We start from the raw sequence: 24,729 nt of genomic DNA, 5'->3' as shown, positions 1-24,729 counted from the left end.
ATATAAAGGGCTGCCCGCTGTTGGGGGGAGATTATCAAGGAATAATCACCTTGGTATTTGTCTGTCCGGCTCGTACGATATAGATACCGGCCGGCAACGTAATTGTTTTTGAACCCCGAAGCCCACGAAGTTGCACCATGTTTTGGGCGGTTATACTATAAACTGTCACGTCCACCGCAGTGCCCATTTCGTTTTCCACTTTCAACTTTCCACTTTCAACTATCACGCGAACGCCCTGCGTCAGCGAGGCGTTCGACGTGGTCGAACCTCCTTTGATCAGTACAGTAACGGCGGTGATCACGCGGTCGATGGTATAAGTCAATACGGTCGAGCGCAGTTCATTCGCCCGGATCTCCTGTCCGTTGGCAAAGACATGTACATCCGCCGGATCGATTTCATCGGCAAGGGTCAATCTAAAGGTGAAGCTGTTGCCATACGCCACCCGATGCATGCCGGCACCTACATCGTAGGTGATGCCTTGCACTTCGGGCAGGGTAACGGTATATTCCCTGAGGGCGATCACGACGTTATGGTTCTGCTTGATCGGATTGAGGATATACGAGAAATAAAGGTTTGCCCCGAAATCCTTAAATTCCGTCTCCACCCCATCAATCAACAGGAGTACATCATCCGCCCCGAGTGTGCGGTCTTCGGGCAGGAACTGCAGATGCAGATGTCCACCCGCTTCCACCAGGTGTTCACCGGCGGACAGGCCGTAAAGCTCTACGCCCGGCGCGAGAGCCAGGGTGAAGCTGTGGTAGGTGGGAGGAGCGGGAAGACTTTTTATCCCTTCATAAGCCCCTATATCGATGGATGCTCCTAAGAGACGTTTGTCGCCCGCCAGGTCTGTATCTTCTTCCAGCTCATCGCCATAGAGCGTATTATTCCCCGCATCAAGTGCCGGGCTTCCTGCTATTAAGGAATAATCTCTTTCACCGGCAAAGCCGAAGTTGGTAATACCTACTCGATTATCCTTATTAGCGTCATTCTCCCCAAGCGATTCTAAATTGGTTAGACAGTTTTGAAAGACCAGGTCGTTGAGGGTAGGGGGTGCTCCTTCATAATCTTGATTCTCTGCAAACCCGAAAGCGTTTCCCTCCGTCGCTTCCAAAATCGTATTGTAGAAATGCGGGAAGGATGCACCATTGGAAGGGGTATATATAAATAATTTATCCACCCCTTGTATGTCATTACCAGCAAAGGTACAGTTGACTATGGTTAGTGGAGTGGTATTCGCGCCTCCCTTATACTCAATAAGGCTCCAGGGATACTCGTCCATTTCCTCTTTCTCCTCTTCTTCCTCTTCTGATTCCTTCTGAAAATAATTATCCACAAAAAGGCTGTTGCGAATGATTTGAGTAGGCTTTTGTGTGGTATTTCTAAGATCAAATGAAAGGATAGCTCCTTTATTCTCTGTAAATATACACCGGTCGATTAACAGCGTATTTGAACAAGTTAAGGGGTACTTCGTCTTCGATATGGTGCATCCTTGTAATGTCAATTCCCCGTTTTCACCTCCACTATCCATAACCGATTCCCCTCCTGTTATCTGACAGTTAATAAATTCAGCATTAGTGCTCCCCAAAGAGAATAGACACTTATTGTTAAAGCTATTGTCTCCTTCCTGAATAATAATACAGTTCGTAAAACGAATGTTCCCAGACTCACTCCCTAATACCATTCCAGCAGAAGAACTGCCGCAATAGTGATTGGTGAATTTACAATCGGTGGCCACTACGGTTCCGCCATCATTGTAAATGCCTCCTACAGCCATATAAGAAGAATTATTAGAAAAAGAACAATTGTTCAGTTCAAGACTACCGCCATTGTTCTGAATTACGCCGCCACTGCCTGGACCATGATAGTGCTCAAATGTACAACTATTAATGGTGAGTGAAGTTTTAGAATCTAATATAAATGCTTTTGCGTAGCTATGATCACTCGCCTCTCTGACAGAACCTTCAAACCGTAGATCCTCTACAGTGACTGTTGCATCTACAAGTGTAATTGTCTTCTCTTCTCGGTCATCATAACTAATCGAATACAACTCCTCAGGATTCTCCTTCTTTGGTCCCCTGATAATCACTGTCTTGCCGGTTATGGTAATATTATCTGTCAGGATAATATTATCCTGAATCTCCAGGATAATATTTGTGTATGTATTCTCTTCACTAAAGGCATCAATAAAATCTTGTCCGGTCTTTACTTCAATTATCGTAGGATCTTCCGCCTTTACACTATTTACTCCTATCCATAGGAGCAATACTAAAAACAAGTAGTTCTTTTTCATTTTTCTTTTGTTTTACTTGATGTCGTTGTGTTGTATTTTAGGACTTCTATCCATTAATAATCACCTTCCAGCTCTGCTGTCCCGCCCGTACGATATAGATACCGGCCGGCAACGTAAGGGTACGCGAACCCCGAAGCCCACGAAGTTGCACCATGTTTTGGCCGGTGATGCTGTAGATGGCGACGTCGACCGCATTGGCCATTTCATTGTCAATTGTCAATTGTCCATTGTCAATTGCCAGGCGAACGCCCTGCGTCAGCGAGGCGTTCGACGTGGTCGAACCTCCTTCGATCCGTACGATAACAGGCGTGGTCACGCGATCGATAGTGTAGGAAAGTGAGGCTCCCTCCCGGGCTTCGCTTCGAAGAGCCTCCCCTTGGGGGAGGTTGGTGGGGCTGATCTCCTGTCCGTTGGCAAAGACATGTACATCTGCCGGATCGATCTCATCGGCAAGGGTCAATCTAAAAGTGAAGCTGTTGCCATACGCCACCCGATGCATTCCGGCACCTACATCGTAGGTGATGCCTTGCACTTCGGGCAGGGTAACGGTATATTCCCTGAGGGCGATAACGACGCTATGGTTCTGCTTGACCGGATTGAGGATATACGAGAAATAAAGGTTTGCCCCGAAATCCTTAAATTCCGTCTCTACACCATCAATCAACAGGAGTATATCGTCCGCCCCGAGTGTGCGGTCTTCGGGCAGGAACTGCAGATGCAGATGTCCACCCGCTTCCACCAGGTGTTCACCGGCGGACAGGTTGTACAATTCAATGCCCGGCGCCACTTCGAGGGTGAGGTTGTGGAAGGTAGTGTCGGAGGGAGGAGTTGGGGTTTCTCCAAATGATTCATAAGCTCCTATATCAATCGATTTACCTAACCAGCGAAGTTGCTCACCTGTCAGGTCTACATCTTTATAAAGATCCCCTCCAATAGCTTTGTAAAGATCGTTATTTCCCGCATCGATCGCCGGGCTTTCATCTATTAAGGAATAATTTCCTTCACCGGCAAAGCCGAAGTTGGTAACACGTACTTGATTATCCTTATTTGCGGCGTTTCCCCCAAGCGATTCTAAATTGGTTAGACAGTTTTGAAAGACCAGGTCGTTGAGGGTGGGGGGTGTTCCTCCTTCATCTTCTCCATTATATGCAAACCCGAAAGCGTTCTCTTCCGGTATATCCAGAATGGTATTGTAGAAATGCGGCCCGAGACCTTCTCTCTCTTGGGTATATTTGAAAAATACACTATTGCCTCCTATGGTATTATCCGTAAAGGTACAGTTGGCTATCGTCAACGGGTCGGCATTCGCACCTCCTCTATATTCAATAAGCCCGTAAAAGTCAATATCTTCGGGATTCCCCCATTCGATAGAATTATTCACAAAAAGACTGTTACGAATGATTTGAGTTGGTGTTTCTTCTTCATCTGTTGTCTCGGTAGAAACCAGGGTGTCTGTATTATCTTTAAATATACACTGATCAATCAGTAGGGTATTCGAACAGACTACCCCTCCAGCCGATTCAGATATAATACAATCTTGTAGTGTTAATTCCCCATCACTAATTATAGCTTCCGTTCCCCCTTTTATTAGGCAACCAATAAATTCGGTTTTAGTTGATTCCAAAAAGAAAAATGAACGGAGGTTGTGGTCTTCTCCCTTAGTAATAATACAGTTTGTAAAACAAATAGATCCAGATGTACTATATAATACCACTCCTTTAGAACTACCGCTATTGTGTTTGGTAAATTTACAATCGGTAGCCACTACAGTTCCGCCATCATTACGAATGGCTCCTCCTCGATAATAGGATGTATTATTAGAGAAAGAGCAATCCTTTAGTATAAGCCTACCCCCATTGTTTTGAATTACACCGCATGACATATCCCCATAATAATGTTCAAATGTACAACCATTAATGGTGAGTGAGGAGGTTGAATTTAGACTAAATGCTCTCGCACTGCTATGCTTGTCCATATCTCTGTCAGGTGATCCGGGGAAAAATAGATTTTCTACAGTGACCGTCGCATTTTCCAGCGTAATTGTCTTCTCTTCTCGATTATTATAACTAATCGAATACAACTCCTCAGGATTCTTCTTTTCCGGCCCCCGGATAATCACTGTCTTGCCGGTTATGGAAATATCCTTTGTCAGGATAATATTATCCTGAATCTCCAGAATAATATTCGTGTTTTTATTCTCTTCACTAAAGGCAGCAATAAAATCATCCCCAGTCTTTACATCAATTACTGTAGCCTCTTGCGCTTTCACTCCGGTTACTCCAATCCATAGGAGCAATACTAAAAATAGGTAGTTCTTTTTCATTTTTCTTTTGTTTTACTTGATGTCGTTGTGTTGTATTTCAGGACTTCTATCCATTAATAATCACTTTCCAGCTCTGCTGTCCGGCACGAACGATATAGATACCGGCCGGCAGCGTAAGGGTACGTGAACCCCGAAGCCCACGAAGTTGCACCATGTTTTGGCCGGTGATGGTGTAGATGGCGACGTCGACCGCATTGGCCATTTCATTGTCAATTGTCAATTGTCCATTGTCAATTGCCAGGCGAACGCCATGCGTCAGCGAGGCGTTCGACGTGGTCGAACCTCCTTTGATCAGTACAGTAACGGCGGTGATCACACGGTCGATGGTATAAGTCAATACGGTCGAGCGCAGTTTATTCGCCCGGATCTCCTGCCCGTTGGCATAGACATGTACGTCTGCCGGATCGATCCCATCGGCAAGGGTCAGTCTAAAGGTGAAGCTGTTGCCATACGCCACCCGATGCATGCCGGCACCTACATCGTAGGTGATACCTTGCACTTCGGGCAGGGTAACGGTATATTCCCTGAGGGCGATCACGACGCTATGCTGTTGTGTGATCGGGTTAAGGATATAAGAGAAGTAATAGTATTCCCCGAAATCCTTAAACTCCGTCTCCACCCCATCAATCAACAGGAGTACATCGTCCGCCGTCAGTGTGCGGTCTTCGGGCAGGAACTGCAAGAACAGGTGCGAACCGTCTTCAATCTGATATTCACCGGCGGTAAGATTATATAATTCGATGCCCGGCGCCACTTCGAGGGTGAGGTTGTGGTAGGTAACGTTATCTGCCGACTGATACTCATACGCGCCGATATCGATTGCCGAGCCTTTAAAGCGGGGGTTGCCCGCCAGGTCGAGATCGGTGTCCAGATCGAATTCAACCGAGAGATCGAGATCGTTAAGCGCTTCGTAAAGCGCGTTGCTTCCCGCATTGATTGCCGGGCTTGTTTCAGAGAGGCTGAAATCGCCGTTTGTGGCATTCACAAAGAGCGGATCGATGTTACCTGTCAGATTCAAAGGGTAGTCTTGGGGAAGTATAGGGGTACCACCGATCAGGTTGTATTCCACAGATACTTTTTTCGATAGAGTATATAAGTTCTTATCATCGGTATTTCCCCAAAGAATATTATTGAATATACTGGTAGAGCCAGTGGCGTAAACACCTCCACCATCACCTACTTTTGCAGTATTTCCAGTGATTGTATTATTAACCAGAATTGTAGCATTTGATGCATTCACCCCGCCGCCTTCGCTGTTTGCAGTATTGTCACTGATTATATTATTGACCAAGAGCGCCTTTTCGGCCATAACTCCACCACCGCCGCTGCCGGCTTGATTAGAGGTGATCGTATTGCCAATCAGACTGACTGATGTTAGCGCATAGACTCCACCACCGCTACCGATGGACTCATTAAGAGTGATTATATTGTCGGTCAGGATGGTGTTTTCTTCGGCCCATACCCCAGCCCCAAGAAGGGCTTTATTGGTGCTGATCGTATTATGGGTTAAAACTACTTTCCCTTTTACCCAAACACCACCACCACATTCACGAGGAACAATTTCATCGTTTACCTCAACAGCGGAATCTTGTTGATCAGAATTACCATTAATAATGGTGAATCCATCAAGCGTCGCTGTTTGAGTTGCTAGTAGAGCTTTTTTATCTACAGTCTTTAATACCATAACCACCACATGGTAGACGTTACCTTCGTCTAACTCTCCATTTAAGACAGTCTCATATAGCGATAGGTCGCGCTTTCCGGATCCGTCCGGATCATATCCGCCGAGCAACGTTACGTTGGAGGTGATCAGGAAGGTGCGGTCACGCTCTTCGAATTCTTCTTCTTCATACGGTTCTAATCCTTCTGTACTCTCCGGATAATAAGTCCCTGCGGCTACCTGAATCGTATATTCCTCGTTAGTATTTGTGTTGGTGAATATCAACGCATCGGACAGTGAACCGGTAGCATCTTCCCAAGACGAACCGTTACCGTTACCGTCTTCTTTTACAAAGATAATCCCCGCAGCGCTGGGGATAATTTTCTGTTCTTGTTGTTCTCCTTCCGCCTTACCCGGCAGAATGTTCATACTTAATCCTACCAATAGGAATAGGGTAAAAATAAGATGTAGTTTTTTTGTCATACTTTCTTTCATTTTCTTTTGTTTTACTTTAATGGTTATCTGAAAATCTCAATATTTCTTTCGCCCTGCAAAGGTAGAGACCGATGGGGAAACAATTCGATTAATGGAAAGGGTTTTTTCTGACTTTCCTGCAATTTTTCTTGACATTACGACAATTTTCTTGACATTACGACAATTCTCTTGACATTACGACAATTTTATGAAAGAAAATGTCAATATTATGAACTTGAGGGAAGGGGATGGGGGTTTGTATTTTTTTTTTACCTTTACAAGGTGAAACAACGTGTAGGATGGTGAATTATTATTTTCCGGGTATTGTATTGACCAGTGGGATGGTTGTGATGTGTTTGTATAGCGCTTTTTTGCAGTTTATGCAGTCGCGTCACTCCCGGTCGCGCCGGGTATTGGGATGGGTGATGGTGTTGTGGAGCCTGAGTTATCTGTCGGGCCTTATGTTGTTGTTGCGTGGCGGAGAGGGCTCGCCCGATAGTGGGGTGATGCGCCCGTACTCGCTGACGGTGGGTACGTTCGCCGTGTTTATCACGACCTGTTATGTGTTCGAAGTGTTACGGCCGGGCTGGATCACCTTGCGGCGGGGCCTGGCGTTGTTTAGTCCTTACCTGTTGGTGTTGGCGATATACGCGGGGGTATTGGCGGTGCGGCGCGAGCCGGTCGCGTTTATGGCGGATATGGATATGTTTATGGCTTCGCTTTCGCAATTCAATGTGTGGTACCGGTTGATCTTAGTCTTTTTTACGGTGGGCTACCTGGCGGTGATGCTGTTGGCTTTTGTCCATTTCGCGCCCGAGTACCGGCGGTGGACCGACGATACCTATTCGTCGACCGAACGCATGGATATCTCCTGGCTTCGCCTGTTTATGGTGGGGCTGGTGTGCATGACGGCGATCTTCCTCTATCGCTTGACCGATGAGCGCCCCGAGACTTTATTGATCCATTTTCTGATTGTCTATCTTTTCTTTCCGTATATCAATTACAAAGCGTTGTTTCAGCAGAATCCTTTCCCGGAGAACTATTTCCGCGAGCAGTTGGCCGATGAACCGGCTATTGAGGCGCAAGAGGAAGTGGATGCGGAACATCTTTTTCTCGAGAAACTGGAAGAATACAAAGGGCTTTTTGAGCGGTGGATGCAGGAGAGTCGCCCGTTTCTGGATCCGGACTTCAACCGCGCGATGGTCGAAGAGCAGCTTCAGCTCAACCGTACCTATCTCTCTCAATTTTTCAGGGAAGGCTACGGTATGCCTTTCCGTCAGCTCGTGCGCCACTACCGGGTGGAAGAGGCGAAGCGGCTGATGCAGGAAAAACCACAGGCAACCACCAAGCAGCTTTCTATCCGTTGTGGTTTTTCTTCCGACACCGTGTTTCACCGCACCTTCACCGAGAATACGGGCCTAACACCCAAGCAATACCGCCTGAAACTGGAGGAAGAGGCGGCGGCCGAAGAATGATATCCTAAAGCTGGGGTTGACTCAAAAGTATCAGATATACGAACTAAGTGTCCCCGCCTGGTCAGGCGGGGGGGACCGCTGCTTGTAGCGGTGGGGTGGTTGTCTTTTCTGTCAAGAATCTGTACTTCAGTACGGTATGTATGTAAACAACCACTCCACCATCGCAAGCGATGGTCCCCCTCGCCTGACCAGGCGAGGACACAGAGATAGTATATCTTATACTTTTGGGTCAGCCCCAGCTTTAGGACTTACTTTAGGAGGTTTTATGGCCTCAGCCCTTAGAGTACCTGGATGCCTTCTTCGCGGGCTTGTTCTTCGCCGGTGGGCGTGATCAGTTTGTAGCCTTTGCCGTGGATATTGATGATCTCGATGCCCGGATCGTCTTTCAACAGCTTACGCAGTTTGGTGATGTACACGTCCATGCTGCGGGCATTGAAATAGTTGTCGTCTACCCAGATCGTCTTCAACGCGTAGTTGCGTTCGAGGATCTCGTTGGCATGGGCACAGAGTAGGCTGAGCAGTTCGCATTCCTTGGTGGTCAGTTTCGTTACCTTATCGGCGATGGTCAGCGTTTGTTTCTGGGTGTCGAACAGGAAGTCGCCTAATTTATAGAAAGGAATATCTTTCATCTTCTTTCCTTTCACCCGGCGCAGGATGGCTTCGATACGCAACAATAGCTCTTCCATGCTGAACGGCTTGGTGAGGTAATCGTCGGCACCGATCTTAAATCCTTCCAGGATATCGTCCTTCATGGTTTTCGCCGTCAGGAAGATGATGGGGATGTCGGGGTTGATCGAACGGATTTCTTGTGCCAGGGTGAACCCGTCTTTCTTGGGCATCATCACGTCCAACACGCATAAGTCGTATTTTCCTTTGGTGAAACCTTTGTATCCGGCTTCTCCGTCGGTGAACAGATCCGTAACATACCCTTTTGCCTGTAGGTATTCTCTTAACAGCATGCCTAAATTCTCGTCGTCTTCGCAAAAGAAGATCTTGATCTTTTCTTCCATAAATCTAACTTTTTATAAGAGGTAAAGTAATAATAAATTTCGTTCCAATATTTCCGGATCCTTGTTCGGCACGGATAGTACCTTTGTGATCCTCTACAATTTTCCGTACGTAAGCCAGCCCCAGTCCGAAGCCTTTTACGTCGTGTACATTTCCCGTGGGGATACGGTAGAACCGTTCGAACACCTTTTTGATGTGTTCTTTTTTGATTCCGATCCCGTTGTCTTCCACCGAGATCAATAACCGGCCGTTATCGTTCCAAGTGCGGGCCATCAATTTTAAGGGGAGGTCCTGCTGGCGGTATTTCACCGCGTTGTCCATCAGGTTGAAGAGTACGTTGGTGATATGCATCTCATCGGCATAAATCGTAGACTCTTCGGCACGTAAATCAACATCCAGCGTTCCTCCGTATTTCTCTACTTTCAGAACAAACGTATTGGCAATGTTCGCTACCAGGTCGTTGGCATCCATCTCTTTCAATTTGAGGGCGGCCCGTTGGCGTTCGAAGAGCGACATTTGCAATACCTTCTCAACTAAGAAACTTAAACGTTTGGTTTCGTCGTTTATTACACCCGAGATATGTTTAAATACATCCGGGCTTTTGGTGATATCCGTATCTTTCAACATCTGCGAGGCCAGGGAGATGGTCGATACCGGTGTCTTCAATTCGTGGGTCATGTTGTTGATGAAGTCGTTTTTCATCTCCGAGAGTTTCTTCTGGCGGAAGACGATAAACAAGGTAAAGGTGAAAGTCACCAATAACAGGAGGGAGAAGATAAACGAGGGCACAAGGAACTTGACCTGGCTCTTGATGTAATCCTGTTTGGTGGGGAAATAGACCCTCAGGTAGTTTTGCCTGGAAGGTGGATCGTTGGGAAACAACGCCTGGGTGATAACGTCGGACGCACTGTATTTCCGTTGGATCTCGCCGCTCTGGTAAACCACAGTCCCTTCTTTTATATTAATAACGGAAAAGACGAAAGGCAGGTTCAAGCCGTTATTGACAAATTCGGTTTGCAGGTAGCTCTTTAGTTTCTTGAAATCGACCCTCTCCTCAATCGGTTTGAGGTTTGCCGAATAAAGCATTTCCGTGATCACCTCACTGACCAGTTCCCCCTGGTACAAATACCTGCGGGCATAGGTGCGTTGTAAGTCGCGCGACGTGGCCACGATGCTATGATCCTGTTGCTGGCGGTTGGGCATGGAGGAGAGCGGTTCGAACTTATTGCTTTTCATGAACGAAGTATTCAACTCTATATTGCGTACAATGCCGTCCGGATCTTTAAATTCGTACTGAAGCTTACTGATGATTTCGTTAATATTTGTACTCGACTGAGCGGAGGGAGGATACGTAATATTGCTCGGGTTCCGGTTGATTTCTTCATCTATATATCGCCGGGTTTCATCTAATTCAAGGTTTCGGCTCACCTGGTGCAAGCTTTTTTTTACGATCTCATTAAACTGCTCACTCCGCATTTTAGTGATGTTTCCGATATAACTCATCTGCAAATAGAGCAATCCAGCAAAGGCAAAAACCATCACCATTGTCAATAACCATATCGTTGACTTCCTCATATCTGTTTACCTGCTTTTAACTAAAACAAATTAAGTTCCTTTTGGTTTAATATTTACATAATAAAAGTAAAAAATGGGGGCTTTAAATGTTAATTAAGCTTGGTTTGTTTGCATTTTGTAATCGTTGATCTGTTTCAAAAAGAGGATGTTAAGTTTGTAGTCCGTAAGCAGCTGCAGGGGATGGTCCAAAAGTGACTGGGCACACGGATGACGCAGATCAGTGGTCATTTGTTCAATCTGCGTCATCTGCATGCAAATGATAGATTTTTAGATTTAGAAACGTCCGCCGGGAGGAGGTCCGAAGCCGCCTGGGCCACCCGGGCCTCCCGGTCCGCGTCCGCGTCTCATGTCATTCATGCTTCCTCCTCCTTTGAACACACTAAACTTATAGATGAGGTGAACCATGAAATAGCTGCCCAGGGTATTATACTCTGAGTCTCTTGTGTAGTTTGCCGTTACCGTTCGGGAGATATTACTTCTTTGTTTGAGGATATCATAGATCTTGATCCGCAGGGTTGCCGCATTGCCTTTGAGGAACGATTTGGAAGCCGAAGCATTCCACAAGACTTCATTCAATTCGTAGCCGTCGGTATAGCCTGAGTTGGTGCGCCAACTGACATCACTCTCGATCTTAAAGTCGGCCGGCAGATACATTGTGGTGCGTCCGCCCAGGCTGTAATTGTAGATATCCTGGTTGTTATTGCTTTCCAGTGAGTTCCGGGTTTTCTGATAATTGATCGAGCCGTTCACGCCCAGGTCGAAGTAGGTCGAGCGGAAGTCGATACCGGCTCTTTCCATGATCGAGAAGTTGGAGTTGTTGTTCTTGCTGTCGATCACCGTATAGGTCTCTTCGTCGGTCCATTGTTTGTCGCCGATATAGGCGTTGCTTCTGGCGTAGGAGGTACGGGTCATGGAGTGGACAGAGAACTTGCGGTTCTTCAATGGCGTGTTCATCATCAACATCAGGTTCCCACTGTAGTTGCCGTTCATATTGCGGTAGGTGGTGGTTTTGTTCCCGCTTCCGTCGTTCTCGTTGATGGTATACCCCACGATATCGTTCACCGTATAGTTTCCTCCTCCCATCACACGCATGGTAAACTGACTGTTCTGGTCGAACATCTGGTAGGTCAACCGCAGGTCGTTGACGTAACGCGGTTTCAGGTCCGGGTTACCGACCACCACATTCCTCGGATTGGAATAGTCGGGCACGGGTTGCAGTTGAGATACACTGGGTTGCGAGGTCCGTCCGTTGTAGTCGATCCGCAGATTCGATTGCCGGTTGAAGTTGTAGCGGAACTGCGCCATGGGCGAGAAGTTGACCACATTCTGCTTCACACTCGAGAGGATCGTGTCGCCGATAAAGTTCTCGCTCTTGCTGTTCGACGGGTCGACATTGAAACCGATCGTATAATTATACTTTTCCCGGACGGCCTTGAAGCTCAGGCTGGCACGTTGGGTGAAGAAGTTATTGCGGTAGTTCTGTGTCTGCAATGTATCGATCACGGTATAGTTGCCGGCGGCATCGCGGGTGTAGACATTCTTCAGCGACTCCTGGTCTTGCTTGTTGAAGCTGTACGTCAGTTGCAGGAAGTTATTACGTCCCAGCGGTTCGACCCAGGAGAGATACGCCCGGTAGTTGTAGCTGTTTACATCGTTCTTGATCTTTTCGTCGCGCAGATCGTCGATACCGGTCATCAGATAATAGGTGTTGGCATCGTTCTTGCCGTCCTGGTCGCGGTTGTTCATTCCTCCGGAGAGGGAGGCGCTGAGTATGCGTCCTTTATCATTCAGTTTGCGGCTGAATTCCAATCGTCCGTTCAGGTTGTATCCGCTTCCTTCGTAGCGGGTGGTCTGATCGCCGAAGTTGATGGTGTCTCTTTCGGCGTCCATCTCAGCGGTTGTGGTGGCACTGAACTGATCGTTCTTGCTGTAGCTGAAGTTCGGGCGGAAGATCAGGGTGGTTTTGTCGTCGGGTTTCCATTCCATGCGGAAGTTCGCGCCGAGATTATCGTTTTTATTGTTCCGGAAGCTGGTACCCGTTTCGTATTTGGTTTCCGACTGCACATTCTCCTGGCTGGTGATGGTGCTGGCGTCGTTATTGGAATGGGCATAGCGCACGTTTCCGCTCAGCGTGAGCTTCTTACTGAACTCTTTACTGAAGTCTAAACCGATATTTCCGGATTTGGTGATCCCGTTATTGCCGCCGAACATACGGCCTCCGCCGCCCATGCCCTGGAACATGCCCATATCGGAGAAGCCCATATTGTTCGTATTGTTGATCCCGCCCAAGAGGGTGTAGCGGTCGTTATTGTACATCCGGTTCAGCATCATATTGCCTTCGTAGCGTTCGTCACTACCGTATCCGGCATAGGCGTTACCGACCCATCCTTCTTTCATCCCGGGTTTGATGGTCAGGTTGATCACCGTCTCTTCATCGCCGTCGTCGAAGCCGGTCAATTGTGCCATCTCGCTCAGTCGATCCAATACTTGTACTTTCTCCACCATATTGGAAGGCAGGTTCTTGGAGGCTACCTTGGGGTCGTCGGAGAAGAACTCTTTGCCGTCGACCAACATCTTCTTCACGCTCTTGCCGTTGACCGTTACGTTACCTTCTTCGTCGATCTCGACGCCGGGCATCTTCTTCAACAGGTCTTCCAGCATGGAGCCTTCGGTCACCTTGTAGGAATCGGCATTGTACTCGATCGTATCGTTGCGCACGATCACTTCGGGTGCTTTACCCATGACCACCGCGTCGCCCAGAAGCACCGCGCCGTCGCTCAGTTCCAGTTTGCCTACATTGACCGGATTGGTATTTCCGGTGATCTGCAACGGCTGGTAGAGCGGATCAAAACCGATAAATGAAACATGCAACAGGTAATTGCCCGAGGGAACATTCTTCAGGGTAAAGTTCCCGTTTTTCTCACTTGCCACCCCGTTGATCAGGGTGCTGTCCTTCACATTCAACAGGCGCACGGTTGCTTGTTCGACTGGCGTATTTGTGCCTTCTTCCACAATCGTACCCTTCACTTCGACTCTTTTTTGCCTTTGACCTTGTGCTACAACTGACGCAGATGAAAGAATCAACATCACCAGTAATAGAAATCTTACCGCTTTCATAAATTGTATTAACCTTATTTGATTTTAGTACGATCCATAGACTGCGGGAGGGCGGGGAAGTTTAAAAATTAATTAGAAGATTTGGATTTATTAACAATTAAGGGATTTAAGGGAGTAAGGGGTTTAAGGGGAGTAAGGGGTTTAAGGTTTTTTTAAGCCCCTTAAACCCCTTACTCCCCTTAAACCCCTTATTCTCCTACTATTCCTCGGATTTCAGCGGCCTCCTCCACAATAAACTCCGGCTGAAAGCCTTCCAATTCATGGCGGGGTCGGAAGCCCCAGGTGACGCCGCAGGCACAGACTTTCGCATTTTTGGCTGTTTGCATATCCACTCCGGAATCGCCGACAAACAATGTCTCTTCTGCCTGCACGCCGGCAGTGGCGAGGATATCAAATACAATTGTCGGATCGGGCTTCGGCGCGATGCCTTCCCGCTGACCTAATACCTCCACAAAGGAGGTCTCCGGGAAATAGTGGGCGATTAATTCTCGGGTTGCCTCGTGATACTTATTGGAAGCTACGGCCAATCGTATGCCTTTTTGTTGCAATGCCTTTAATAATTCGGGAATACCGGCATAGGGTGTGCTGCGGTCCCGGTTGTGTTGGCTGTAATAGTTAAGAAAGCTTTGGCGGATCCGAAGGATATTCTCTTCGGTTTTCTCGCCTTCAGGCAAGGCGCGTTCGAAGAGTTTATTGATACCGTTGCCCACAAAGAAGTTATAGGCAGTGGTCGGATGCGTTGGAAATCCATGTTGTGCCAATGCGTAGTTGGTGCTTTCCGCCAGGTCGGCAATGGTATTGAGCAGGGTTCCATCCAGATCGAATATAACGAGCTTGATCATGTTATTTTTGTTTTTGAAACGCAAAAATAACAAAATCCATTAGGAAGTATGTAATATATGTGTATCTTTAAGACGTGCTTGTTAGGCACATTATGTGGTATGAAAGAACATGTATAACTTAAAATCAAAAGATCATGGGAAGATTAATTCACAGCAACGAAGTTCATCTGTTGAACGAGGCCGAGATTAAGGCGGCTGTCAGAAAAATGGTAGAGAGTTTAGGACTGGCAGCCGGTTCAATGGAAGGTTTTGATATCTATAAGGTCGTTCAGAAGTATTTTAGAGATTTGGATAAGAGGCACGAAATTAACCTTTTGCTTGGTATCGTGGAAGATCCCGCCTATTGTGGAGAAGAAGAACAAGCCCGGGAAGTCGCTGAAGCTGAAGAGTAAAAACGCAAGACAAAAAAATAGGAATTATATAGAGGTTGCCTTTCCGGCAACCTCTTTTCTTTTACTGTACCTCCCGGTAAGTCACGTTGATGCCGAGATCTTTCCGGGCTTTTTTCCGGATCTTTTTCTGATGATTCTTTACCGGCCCTTTGATGAACTCCGGAATATTATAGGATTTCATCGACCAGTCGTAATAGTCGGTATCTTCCTGAGGCAACAGGAAGGGTTTATGTGCATGGCCTGCCTGATCGATATAGGTGAAGAACGGCCGGGTGTACAAACCATCGATGCGTCGGCTGCTATACACTACCCACCGGCTATTGCTGCTCCAGGAGTGATAGCTTTCCACATCTTCACTGTTGGCGTTCGACAACGGATAATGTTCGCCCGAATCCAAACGGATCATATAGAGATCAGCCTCTTTGTGCCAGATCGAAAACGTGCCATAGTCGGATAAGGTATACATCAGATATTGCCCATCCGGGGATACCCGGGGGAAAGAAACGCTCTTTTCCTTCTCCAACGCATTGAACAACGTATCCACCTGCTCACCGAAACTTCGCTTCTCCGGATCGAAAGAAAATGAACAAAGGCTGTATTTCACCTCTTTGAATTGTCGGGGATAATTCTTTTGTATGGCGGAACAGAAATAAAGCGTTTTCCCGTCCGGTGAGAATGTCGGGAAAGTTTCCATCCGGTCCGGCAAGGTCAGTAAAGGCGAAGTGATAATCTCGTGTTTCTCTACATCGTAGACTACGACATCCGATTCTTTGTCGTACACTTCCACCCGGTTCGGATCGTTCATGTGGAAAGCTTGTTGCGTGTCGTTCACCGAAAACGCCACAAAACGCCCGGACGGATGCCAGGAAGGGTAGACTAAAGGCGACAGGGTCTGGTCTGTTTGGGTATTCAGCTTTTCGATCGTTTCGCCTTTCAATAGATAAGTGCCTCCTAAAGGACCCCGCATATGGAAAAGCATCTTCTCCGGATCCTGCATGGCGAAGGAGTGGCAGTTCATGCAGTTCTTCTCCGTCAGGCGGTTCTCCATGATCGGGCTCTCTTCAAAGCTTTCCAGGTGACGCTGATAGATGCCCATCTGGTTCCACAGTTGATAGCCCGGTTCGATCCGGCGGTAAGCGAGATAAGGATCCATCGGTTCATGGGCGACCTGCCATTCGAAAGGGCGGAAGCCGATCCATGGCTTGTCTGTTTGTTTCAGAACGATCTTCACTTCTATGTTCTTTCCCGCCGCTCCGTCTAACCATTTCTTCCAGGCGGAAGTTGGGAATGTGAATTGCTTTTTGCCGGCTTTTATTTCCCATCTTTCTTCGCCGCAGGTCAAGATCACGCGGGCTTCTTCGTATTTTTCCGTCAATTTGAAGTTGAGCGGAGAGATATTGGGCGGAATGGTGCAACCGATATAGTCGGGGAAGATCTCCGGTAAGCGGTCGACCTCCTCCACCTGGCTTATCTCCGACAGGGAACAGCCTGTCAGGAAACAGATCAATAAGAATATATATCTTTTCATCTTCTACATTTTAAACATATTATAATACCAATACGTATCCCCATACGAGCGATAGGCCATTTGCGGGAAAGAAGTGTTCGTATGGTTCTTTTCCAGGAAATCATTGTAGCTTTTGAATCGTTCCAAAAGGGGAGGCGAAAGGGCGTAATCACTCCATCTTTCGGGTTCCTCTTCATAACAAAGTAGGAAAGCCTCCTGGAAAGCAGCCGGCAAAGCCGAATGCGGGGGATAATATTCTTTCAGAAATTCTTTGAACGCCGTGAGGTTCTTACTTAATAGATGTGCCATTCCCAGGTATTCCACGGCTACTTTGTTTTGTGGATGATGCGCTGCGATCGCTTGCAGATCAATCCGTGGATCCCACGGGCCGGAGAGATGATTGTCCGGGATCAGATTTTTCCTTTTCTCACCCAATAAAGGATCGGCTTCTACCGCCGCATCGTTATACAGAAACCGCTTTTGCTCTTTGGCCCAGTCTTTATAATACAGGGTCTTTTCCAATACGTTCAGGTATTTTTCAGCAATGGGCCAGGCGCCATAGATGAGGTTGGTTTGCACCAGACGTTGCAGCATCCGGGGCTTGCCGCCAAACATAGAGTTTATATTGCTCTCAAAAGCCATAGCCTGTGCCATGCCGATATTCCCTTGTGCGAAATAAATATCACTCAATAAAGCGGAAGAGACCACTTCCCCGTTCCATTGCGTGACCAATCCCTGTATGCCTTTCTGGTCGAAACGAAATCCCTGCTCGGCTAAAACGCCTTCTTCGGCCAACGCCAGATTCAGATAGCAAAGCCGGAAATAGGAGTTCTGTGGCCCTTTACTGGTAGAAACAATCCGGTGCCATTGTTGATGTTGCGTATGAAAGTCGTACTTCATCAGATAGAGTGAGTTCAGATCGACCGTTTTGAAGATACCTTGCCAGGCGAGCAATACGATACACGCCATTTGAAGCCCGGTATGTAAGGCAATCACGTATCTCTTCTTCGGCGTCCATCGGCGTAAAAGCCATACGACGGGTAAGAAGAGGGCGAAAGAAATCCAGGGCAGATAGAACCGGATAGGTAAGGCCTCTATACCGGAATAGAAAAATACGTTATTGAAATTCGGTGTCCATAACAGGTAAAAGCCTACTGCCGCTAAGCCTAATGATTCGATCCATACGAGGAAAGATCGGTAGCTCTTGGGTGTGCGATGGAGTATTTCCCAGATCAAGATATAGAAGGCAAAGAAACAGGAAACAGGCCCGATCGCCCAATAGAGTACCGGGATCGTGATCGCTCCGGCGAGTGTACGTATGGCATATCGCGTGATCCCGGTATACCCCAGGAAGAATGCCAGAGTCAATACGAACGACAAGGTACCGGTATAATTGTAGTTGAAATCGAGATGAAGTAATAACAGGAAAAACACCGGCACGAATGCCAGTATATACAGTATGGCTTTCGGTGCGATGCGCCGGCCGATGAAAACCGTCAGTAGCCAGGTCGCAGCCAGAAACAGGGAAGTGAAGGCTTCACCCATATAAGGAAACCGGAAGAACTGTATCACAAACGCACCGATAAATTGTATCGGTCCCCCCGGTTGATAAAAGATCTCCTTCAGGAAGTACGGCCAGGAATACACCAGTAGCTGGTTTTGCTCGAGCGTAAAAAAGAGATACGAATTCGTGTAATTCAGCAAGAACAACAGCGTTGCCCAAAGAACGACCGATAGTGAATAGGTGATTTTCTCCATAAATAGAAATGCTTTAGACTGAGCAAAGATAAAAAAAAGAGGCATCCGTACATCGGATGCCTCTTTAATAATATGGTTAAGACAATAACTTAGTTACCTGCAGAAAGTTTTTCTTTCAATGCAGCCAGCTCTTCGATATCGCCTAAAGTCGTTTTTTCTACCGGTCCGCTTACCATCGTTTGTTCTTCTTTGGCTTTTTTGCCGGAAGCTCTCTTTTCGCCTGCAGCTTCGCGTTTGGCGCTCTTCTGCTCATCTTCGTGGATGCGGCTGTGTGAAAGGATGATGCGTTTGGCTTCTTTGTTGAATTCGATCACTTTGAATTCCATCTTTTCATCCACAACAGCTTGTGAACCGTCTTCTTTGACCAGGTGTTTCGGAGTAGCGAAACCTTCTACGCCGTAAGGCAGAGAGATAACGGCACCTTTATCCAGTACTTCGATGATTGTTCCTTCGTGGATTGAACCTACCGTGAAGATGGTTTCGAATACATCCCAGGGGTTTTCTTCCAGCTGTTTGTGGCCTAAGCTCAGGCGACGGTTTTCTTTGTCGATTTCCAGTACCTGTACGTCGATCTCGCCACCGATCTGCGTGAATTCAGACGGATGTTTGATTTTCTTCGTCCAAGAAAGGTCAGAGATGTGGATCAAGCCGTCAACGCCTTCTTCGATTTCAACGAATACGCCGAAGTTGGTGAAGTTGCGTACCTTAGCCGTATGTTTTGAACCTACCGGGAAACGGGTGTCGATATCTTCCCATGGGTCAGCTTTCAGCTGTTTGATACCCAGAGACATCTTACGCTCGTCGCGATCCAGAGTCAGGACTACGGCTTCGATCTCGTCGCCTACCTTCATGAAGTCCTGAGCGGAACGCAAGTGCTGTGTCCAAGACATTTCAGATACGTGGATCAGACCTTCTACGCCGGCAGCGATTTCGATGAACGCACCGTAATCGGCCATAACCACTACTTTACCTTTCACGATATCGCCTACCTTAAGCTCTGCGCTCAATGCATCCCATGGGTGCGGAGTGAGTTGCTTCAGACCTAAAGCGATACGTTTCTTTTCGTCGTCGAAGTCGAGGATAACCACGTTGATCTTCTGATCCAGTTGAACGATTTCTTCCGGATGAGAAACACGGCCCCAAGAAAGGTCGGTGATATGGATCAAGCCGTCTACGCCACCCAGGTCGATGAATACACCGTAAGAAGTGATGTTTTTGACGGTTCCTTCCAGTACCTGTCCTTTTTCCAGTTTGGAGATGATATCTTTCTTCTGCTGTTCCAGTTCGGCTTCGATAAGCGCTTTGTGAGAAACAACTACGTTCTTGAAATCCTGGTTGATCTTTACGATCTTGAATTCCATAGTCTTTCCAACAAATACATCGTAATCGCGGATCGGTTTCACGTCGATCTGAGAACCCGGCAAGAATGCTTCGATACCGAATACGTCTACGATCATACCGCCCTTCGTGCGACATTTGATGTAACCCTTGATGATTTCGTCTTTTTCCAACGCTTCGTTCACGCGTTCCCAAGAACGTGATGCACGGGCTTTTTTGTGAGAGAGGATTAATTGTCCTTTTTTGTCTTCCTGGCTTTCGATGTAGACTTCTACTTCGTCGCCCACTTTGAGTTCCGGATTGTAACGGAATTCAGACATCGGAACTACGCCGTCTGATTTGAAGCCGATGTTAACCACCACTTCCCGTTTGTTCATGCTGGTGACTTTACCCATTACGACGTCTTTGTCGTTTACTTTGTTCAGGGTTTCGTCGTAGGTTTTTACAAGATCCTCCTTGCTTACGCTTCCGTAAGTTTCGCCTTGTTCGTAGGCATCCCAGTTGAAATCGTCAACCGGTTGAATGTTTTTTAAATTTTCCATTCGCTTTAAATTGTTAATACTCGTTTTAATTAGTTGTTAGACATTATATTGTTGTCTCTCGAAAATTGGTTGCAAAGATAATGCCTTTTTGGGGATTGGCAATATTTGAGGCGGAAATAATTATTTTATAATTACCGGTTTAATGCTTCCCAACAAATATCTACTCCTTGTTTTCATAGCCGCAATCCCCCTTTTTCAAACTACCGGTAGTTCGCAAACAAAATACCAGTAGTTCGTGAACAAACTACCGGTAGTTTGTGCGCAAACTACCGGTAGTTTTTGAAGGGGGATATTGATGCTTCATTATCAATGGTTTAGAAATCCTTGAAGTCCGCCAGCCCCCCCCCTTTTCAAAACATCGCGCTTTGGCCGAGCAAAGTGCAATGTTTAATTTGCATACAATTATGCATGATGGCACGCCTGCGGCGTTAATTGGGAATTGTAGGAAAAAGCTATTGCTGTATATCGCTAAGTTCGACTAATTTATTGACAATGGCATAGATGGTAAGCCCCGAGGCACTATGGATCTGCAGCTTGCGGGCGATATTGCGCCGGTGGGTGATGACCGTATGGGTGGAGAGAAACAATTTATCGGCGATCTCGCGGTTGGTCATTCCTTTGACGACGCAGACAACGATTTCTTTCTCGCGGCTGCTCAGTGTTTGCTGTTCGTCTTCATTGTCGAAAGTCTCTGTTTTTTCGGGCAAATGCATCCGGTCGAGTTTCAATTTGATCTCCTCGACGGTGTCGTAGATATTGAACTGATCGTCGTACGCGCGAAGCAGATGGCTGTTTGTGGCCGAATAAATCAGAGCGATACATTTCATATGCGTACAGCCGGTCTCTTCCCGGAGTTGGGTGATGGGGAAGGAGCCGGGGAAAGCCGGGTTGATAATCAATATATCGGGTGTGTGAGCGCGCAGTTCTTCCTGCAGGTCTTCATGATTGGCGATCTCGATGAACTGCATACGATATTCTGTGATTCGCTTGAGTATCGCTTCGATTCCGTAGCGGATAACGGCCGAGTGTTCGGCAATTGCTATTTTCAGGGTGGTGTTCATCAGCTCCTACTTTAGTTGTTTTTCCAAAGCCAGTATGGCCGGAACAAAGAGATAATCTTCCACCCGGTTGTGTGTGGCCAGGTCTTCTTCCGTCGCAAAGATATCGAACAGGACGCTGTTGAGCAGGTGTGTGCCTTGGCCCGGATAGTATTTGATCAGGATATTCTTCAGTTCGACGATCTTCATCTCGATCTGATCGTGTCGTTTGCTGAAGATGGAGATATTGTATTTCGGATCTTTCTTGCCTTCAAGCAGTCCGTCGACATAGGGAAAGACGGTCTTTTCTTCGTACGTCATGTGCTTATGTACTTCCAGGGCATATTCATCGAAGAACTGACGGATGACGAAAGAGATATCTTCCGGGCAGTCGGCAATGGCTTCGACCAGCTTGCGGCGGATATGCGGCAGGCGGAAATTCAGGAAGTAATCGTGCGCGTTATGCAGATAAGTCATCAAAGACTTGAGCGACAGGCAGCGGTTGATCGACTCGGCGGGAATAGGCGAATAGGCCGTCTCGGTCAGGAAATTGACGACCGTCAGAAACGTGCAGCGATCTACATTGTTTTGGCGGCATACCTCTCCGATATTTTTCTCTCCGAAGCCCAGGGCGATACCGAAGCGGCTCATGACAAGCACCATGGGATAGTTCTCGCATATCAGGTCGCTCATGCGATCTGTTTCTTTATACTTACCGTTCTTATACATTATATATATATCTTCTTAGTTTTGATATTATGAACACTCAAAGGTAGTGATTATTATTACATTTCTTTCGGCGGATACCTATGATCAGGTATTGAAAACGGAAAAATACATAGAAGTGGGTATTGCCGGGGCACAGGGGCAGCCGTACCTTTGCGGTATGTAAATAAAGAAAACTATTAGTATAATCGCGTGACCAATCCTTCAACTGATTTATGTAAGCATAAGATAAGAAAAAGAAGCCGCCCTGTGAAGAGCGGTTTTCTTTTTTAACTTCCTCCCAGTCGGGCGACCGACTTGACTCCTTTTACACTTTGGATCTTCTTCGATAGAGTGGTCAGCGCGCTTGAGCTGTTGATCATGATCGTGAAATTACCCTGGAAGATACCGTCTACCGAGTCGATATTCAGGGAGCGCAGGCTGACGCCGGCCTCTTTGCTGATGACCGAGGTGATATTGGTTACGATGGTGATATCGTCGCGTCCGATGATGCGTAGGGTGACCGGGTAGCCGTTCGTAGCTTCGCCCGTCCATTTGGCATCGATCATCCGGTAGCCGAAACGGCGTTCCATCTCCGAACGGTTGCGGCAGTCTTTCCGGTGGATGCGGATGCCTTGGGTGGAGACAAAGCCGAAGATCTCATCGCCGAAGATCGGGTTACAGCATTTGGCCAGGGAATAGTCGACGCCCGTCAGGTTGCGGTCGATGATCAATACGTCTTTCCCTCCCGCTGTCTCTTCCGGCAGGGCAGGGGCGGAGGCGATGAATTCACCGGCGCTGCGCACTTCCGGTTCGTGTGCTTCGGTCTCCTTGCGAATCAGTTCGAGGTATTCCTCGATCACCACATTGGGATCCAAGCGGTCTTCCGCCACGGCGACATAGAAGTCGGTGACCGTCTTGAAACCTTTCTTTTTGATGTAACGCATCAGGATCGGTTCGTCGAACTCGATTTTTTTATTCTTGAACCGGCGTTGCAGGGTCTCTTTGGCGTATTCCGCGTTCTTGGCGGCCTCTTCCCGTAAGGCCTGTTTGATGCGCACCCGGGCTTTGGAGGTGACCACGATGTTCAACCAGTCTCTTTTGGGCGATTGGTTGGGGGCGGTGATTACGGCGACGGTGTCACCGCTGTGCAGTACCTGTTTGATGGGCACGTTCTTCCCGTTCACCTTCGCCGATACGCATTTGCTGCCCAAGCCGGTATGTATGGCAAAAGCGAAGTCGAGCACCGTAGCGCCCTGCGGCAGTTTGATCAGTTCGCCGTTGGGGGTAAAGACATAGATCTCGTCTTTATAGAGGTTCATCTGGAAGTCTTTCATCAGATCCATCGGGTTGCTGTCTTTCTCCTCCAGCGAGGTACGCACGCTGGCCAGGAACTCATCCAGGCCTTTATCTTCTTTCACCCCTTTGTATTTCCAGTGGGCCGCCAAGCCTTTCTCGGCTACCTCGTCCATGCGACGGGTACGGATCTGCACCTCTACCCAGCGCTTCTGCGGACCCATCACGGTGATATGCAAACTCTCATACCCATTGGTCTTGGGGATGGAGATCCAGTCTTTCATCCGGTTGGGGTTGGGCTGGTACATGTCGGTAATGATGGAATAGACATACCAGCATTCGGCTTTCTCTTTCTCCGGCAGCGAGTCCAAGACAATCCGGATGGCAAAGAGGTCGTATATGCCTTCGAACTCGATTTTCTGCTTTTTCAGTTTGTTGTTGATCGAATGGATCGACTTGGTACGCCCTTTGATATCGAACGTAAGGCCGGCTTCCTCGAGCCGTTGTTTGACCGGTGAGATAAATTCTTCGATATAGGCATCGCGCGAACGCTTGGTCTCGTTGAGTTTTTGCTTGATAAAAGCAAATTGCTTGGGATCGATATACTTCAGGGAGAGATCTTCCAATTCGCTCTTGATCGCATAGAGACCCAGGCGATGGGCCAGCGGGGCATAGAGATAAGACGCTTCGCTGGCCAGGCGCAGGCGGTCTTCTTCGCGCACCAGTTGTTTGCCCATACGCATCAGACAGAGGCGGTCGGCGATCATCAATAGGATCACCCGCACATCCTCGGCAAAAGAGAACAACAGGTGATGGAAATTCTCCGAATTGATTGACGTATTGCGCGCGTACAGGTCGGAGGTCTTCAATAACAGCTCGATCAGACGTGTGATCTCCGTATCGAATGTTTGTTCTACCTCCTGCAGGCTGATCAGCCCTTTCATGACCGGCCGATACAATAACAGGGCAATCACCGGCGCCCGTTTCAGTCCGATCTCCGTGGTGGCGATCAGAGCGGTGTCCATATTACGTAGTAAGCCGTTGATCCCGTTGCGGTCCCTGCCGTAGCAGTCGAGCGAGATCACCCGCCGCATCAGCGTCTTCATCTTGCCGATGTCTTTCTTCTCCAAAAAGGAATAAAGGTTGCTGAGTAATATTCTGTATGTAGTGAAAAATTCTTTCTTTTCTTCTGCCGTAAAGAATGCCTGCTGGTCCATAGTCGCTTCGATATTGAGCTATCCGGGGGCGAATAGCTTGTAAAACATGCGGTAAAAGTAAACTTTTTCCGGCAAATAACTCCCGGATGTATGGGTTATTTTATACATTTGCGAAGAAACAGAAAGAAATGATTAATGGTTAATGATTGATGGTTAATTTCTTATCGCCGACC

General features: G+C 47.5%; 15 protein-coding genes. 2 read left to right on the top strand and 13 right to left on the bottom strand.

Annotated elements, in window-relative coordinates:
- Positions 1-34: 34 nt before the first annotated feature.
- From M2133_RS02855 to M2133_RS02845, 3 genes are all read right to left on the bottom strand, one after another.
- Positions 35-1,333 carry a choice-of-anchor Q domain-containing protein gene (locus M2133_RS02855; protein WP_277464459.1) on the bottom strand — a complete coding sequence of 433 codons (1,299 nt, stop codon included), beginning with the start codon at positions 1,331-1,333 and terminating at the stop codon, positions 35-37.
- Between the two features lie 1,003 nt (positions 1,334-2,336).
- Positions 2,337-3,671, bottom strand: coding sequence for a T9SS type A sorting domain-containing protein (locus tag M2133_RS02850; RefSeq protein ID WP_277464458.1), 1,335 nt, complete (start codon positions 3,669-3,671; stop codon positions 2,337-2,339).
- Positions 3,672-4,659: 988 nt separating this feature from the next.
- A complete protein-coding gene (locus M2133_RS02845) occupies positions 4,660-6,756 on the bottom strand; it encodes a choice-of-anchor Q domain-containing protein (protein WP_277464457.1) in 2,097 nt (698 codons plus the stop codon).
- 290 nt (positions 6,757-7,046) lie between these two features.
- On the opposite strand from M2133_RS02845, the gene M2133_RS02840 reads away from it, so the two are divergent.
- Positions 7,047-8,222 (top strand): helix-turn-helix domain-containing protein, encoded by a 1,176-nt coding sequence (locus M2133_RS02840; protein ID WP_277464456.1) that lies wholly within the window; start codon positions 7,047-7,049, stop codon positions 8,220-8,222.
- Positions 8,223-8,500: 278 nt separating this feature from the next.
- Here M2133_RS02840 and M2133_RS02835 read toward each other — a convergent pair whose 3' ends face one another.
- The 4 genes from M2133_RS02835 to M2133_RS02820 all read right to left on the bottom strand — a co-directional run bounded on the left by M2133_RS02835 (position 8,501) and on the right by M2133_RS02820 (position 14,764).
- Positions 8,501-9,232, bottom strand: a complete 732-nt coding sequence (locus M2133_RS02835; protein WP_277464455.1) for a response regulator transcription factor — start codon at positions 9,230-9,232, stop codon at positions 8,501-8,503.
- A gap of 4 nt (positions 9,233-9,236) precedes the next feature.
- Entirely contained in the window at positions 9,237-10,805 is a 1,569-nt protein-coding gene (locus M2133_RS02830; protein ID WP_277464454.1) for a HAMP domain-containing sensor histidine kinase, read from the bottom strand.
- Positions 10,806-11,078: 273 nt separating this feature from the next.
- Positions 11,079-13,922 carry a TonB-dependent receptor gene (locus M2133_RS02825; RefSeq protein WP_346843226.1) on the bottom strand — a complete coding sequence of 948 codons (2,844 nt, stop codon included), beginning with the start codon at positions 13,920-13,922 and terminating at the stop codon, positions 11,079-11,081.
- A 188-nt stretch (positions 13,923-14,110) separates the two neighbouring features.
- A complete protein-coding gene (locus M2133_RS02820; RefSeq protein ID WP_277464452.1) occupies positions 14,111-14,764 on the bottom strand; it encodes an HAD family hydrolase in 654 nt (217 codons plus the stop codon).
- 134 nt (positions 14,765-14,898) lie between these two features.
- On the opposite strand from M2133_RS02820, the gene M2133_RS02815 reads away from it, so the two are divergent.
- Entirely contained in the window at positions 14,899-15,156 is a 258-nt protein-coding gene (locus M2133_RS02815; RefSeq protein ID WP_277464451.1) for a hypothetical protein, read from the top strand.
- A 61-nt stretch (positions 15,157-15,217) separates the two neighbouring features.
- Here the strand turns inward: M2133_RS02815 and M2133_RS02810 are convergent, their stop codons facing one another.
- The 6 genes from M2133_RS02810 to M2133_RS02785 form a co-directional block, all read right to left on the bottom strand.
- Positions 15,218-16,684, bottom strand: a complete 1,467-nt coding sequence (locus tag M2133_RS02810; protein WP_277464450.1) for a hypothetical protein — start codon at positions 16,682-16,684, stop codon at positions 15,218-15,220.
- Between the two features lie 3 nt (positions 16,685-16,687).
- Positions 16,688-18,421 (bottom strand): DUF6057 family protein, encoded by a 1,734-nt coding sequence (locus M2133_RS02805; RefSeq protein ID WP_277464449.1) that lies wholly within the window; start codon positions 18,419-18,421, stop codon positions 16,688-16,690.
- Positions 18,422-18,510: 89 nt separating this feature from the next.
- Positions 18,511-20,301 carry a 30S ribosomal protein S1 gene (rpsA, locus tag M2133_RS02800; protein WP_277464448.1) on the bottom strand — a complete coding sequence of 597 codons (1,791 nt, stop codon included), beginning with the start codon at positions 20,299-20,301 and terminating at the stop codon, positions 18,511-18,513.
- Between the two features lie 452 nt (positions 20,302-20,753).
- Complete coding sequence (locus M2133_RS02795) at positions 20,754-21,362, bottom strand: response regulator transcription factor (protein WP_277464447.1); 609 nt, start codon at positions 21,360-21,362, stop codon at positions 20,754-20,756.
- A gap of 6 nt (positions 21,363-21,368) precedes the next feature.
- On the bottom strand, positions 21,369-22,067 hold the full coding sequence (locus M2133_RS02790; RefSeq protein WP_277464446.1) for a hemerythrin domain-containing protein: 699 nt from the start codon (positions 22,065-22,067) through the stop codon (positions 21,369-21,371).
- 266 nt (positions 22,068-22,333) lie between these two features.
- Positions 22,334-24,556 (bottom strand): RelA/SpoT family protein, encoded by a 2,223-nt coding sequence (locus tag M2133_RS02785; RefSeq protein WP_277464445.1) that lies wholly within the window; start codon positions 24,554-24,556, stop codon positions 22,334-22,336.
- Between the last annotated feature and the right edge of the window lie 173 nt (positions 24,557-24,729).

It is taken from the genome of Parabacteroides sp. PF5-6, from assembly GCF_029504695.1.
In the GTDB taxonomy this organism is placed as follows: domain Bacteria; phylum Bacteroidota; class Bacteroidia; order Bacteroidales; family Tannerellaceae; genus QVMG01.
Note: the sequence above shows the minus strand (reverse complement) of the source record. Positions and strands in the feature narration are given on the sequence as shown.